The organism is Paenibacillus puerhi (assembly GCF_009846885.1).
In the GTDB taxonomy this organism is placed as follows: domain Bacteria; phylum Bacillota; class Bacilli; order Paenibacillales; family NBRC-103111; genus Paenibacillus_G; species Paenibacillus_G puerhi.
In genome coordinates, this window is record NZ_WUWM01000083.1 from 1 (window position 1) to 1,908 (window position 1,908).

Annotated in this window: 1 protein-coding gene; it reads left to right on the forward strand. The window is 53.5% G+C overall.

Annotated elements, in window-relative coordinates; genetic code table 11:
- The first annotated feature begins 430 nt into the window (after positions 1-430).
- Positions 431-1,831, forward strand: coding sequence for a group II intron reverse transcriptase/maturase (gene ltrA, locus GSF01_RS29060; RefSeq protein WP_159888755.1), 1,401 nt, complete (start codon positions 431-433; stop codon positions 1,829-1,831).
- The last annotated feature ends 77 nt before the right edge of the window (positions 1,832-1,908 follow it).

A 1,908-nucleotide genomic window follows, 5' to 3' on the forward strand; every position in this document is an offset into this window, starting at 1 on the left:
CTTGTGCGCCCGGCATGGGCGATAACTAGGCGGTGCAAGTCCGCTACAGGCTTGGCAGTAGGAACTGTTAGCTGAAGGCAAGGGTGTCGGTCGTGAGGTCGAATCTGAAGGAAGCCGGAAGCAAACCCTCGGTCTGACGAACAGAAATCACATACAAGGCATGATGGGACGGATGAGCTTGCAAGACAAAGCAAAGTCCAATACTGCCCGAATCTCATCATGTAGATGTGGCAGATGGATGAGGGGAAAGTTATCGCTCTTACCCGGGGAGGTCTCACAGACGCGCAGTAGAAAAAAAAAATCCGAAACGTGGAGTAAAGCTTGCTGTGAGAAGTCAGCAGACGCCATAGTACGCGAGCCGCGACAGAGGCAAACGGAAGGGCTGAACAATCGTAAGTCTCGAGTACAGACTGAAAGGAGAGTCGATGCGATGAAAGCAGAATACCGAAAGGGCTGCCGGCAAAGAGATAACGTGGAACGCGAAGGGTATGCAGGAGCGCGGAGCATCGAAGCTCGGGAAGGTAGGGAAAGAGACGGTGCAACCGATCTGATGAAACGCATACTGGACAGAGATAATCTGAACCGGGCGTACAAGCAGGTCAAGCGTAACCACGGTGCGCCGGGAATCGATGGTATGACCGTCGAGGCGGCGCTGCCATGGTTGCGGGAAAACAGAGAGAACCTTCTGCAAAGCATCCGGGAAGGAAGCTACAAGCCAAGCCCGGTGCGGCGCAAGGAGATTCCCAAGCCAGATGGAAGCGGCGTGCGAAAGCTAGGCATCCCGACCGTAGTGGATCGGGTGATTCAGCAAGCAATCGCCCAAGAGCTGCAACCGTTGTTTGAGCCGCTCTTCTCGGATGGAAGTTACGGCTACCGCCCAGGGCGAAGTGCGCAGCAAGCGATTCGAAAAGTAAAAGCGTATGCTGAGCAAGGGTACAGCCACGCGGTCGAAATTGACCTGTCCAAATACTTCGACACATTGAACCATGAGCTTCTTTTGAATCTGGTACGCAAACAAATCCAGGACAAATGCGTCATCGACCTGATCAAGAAATACCTAAAAAGCGGGGTCATGGAGAATGGCGTTCGCCGCGCAACGGAGGAAGGCTCGCCTCAAGGTGGGCCATTGTCCCCGCTATTGGCAAACATCTACCTGAATGAATTCGATCAGGAGATGGAGAACCGAGGTGTGAGGGTCATCCGCTATGCGGACGACATCGTGTTGCTCGCAAGAAGTAGGCGAGCCGCGATGCGACTGTTGGAAACCAGCCGGGCGTATCTGGAGCAGAAGCTCAAGCTGCAAATGAACACGCAGAAAAGCAAGGTGGTCAGCGTTGTGGCACAAAAGCACTTCAAATTCCTTGGATTTGCGCTGGGGAAGAACGGAAAGGGCGTATACGTACGCGTACACCGTCAATCCTTGGCTAAGGCAAAGAAGAAGCTGAAGGAACTAACGAGTCGCAGTCAAGGCAAGAATGCACGACAGGTAATGGAGAGCGTAAAGGTCTACATACGCGGGTGGATCGGCTACTTCTACGTTGCGGACATGAAGCGAATTCTGCAAGGGTGGAATGAATGGCTGCGAAGGCGTATACGGATGTACATCTGGAAACAATGGAAGAGGCCGAAAACGAAGGTACAAAACCTGCGAAAGTTAGGGATACCGGAGTGGCAGGCGTACCAGTGGGGGAACACAAGGCTGGGCTACTGGCGCATCGCCGGAAGCGCAGTGTTGAATTGCTCTGTAACAAACGAAAGGCTCGCACAGGCAGGATATTATGACTTCCCTGCGCAATACGAGCGCTTACGTCAATTGCACTCAAACGGTTGAACCGCCGTATACCGAACGGTACGTACGGTGGTGTGAGAGGTCGGCTGCTCAACTAATGGGCAGCCTCCTACTCGATT

What these genes read in the sequence shown, in the direction of transcription:
- ltrA (WP_159888755.1), top strand. Translation starts at nt 431, where the DNA reads ATGAAAGCAGAATACCGAAAGGGCTGCCGGCAAAGAGATAACGTGGAA.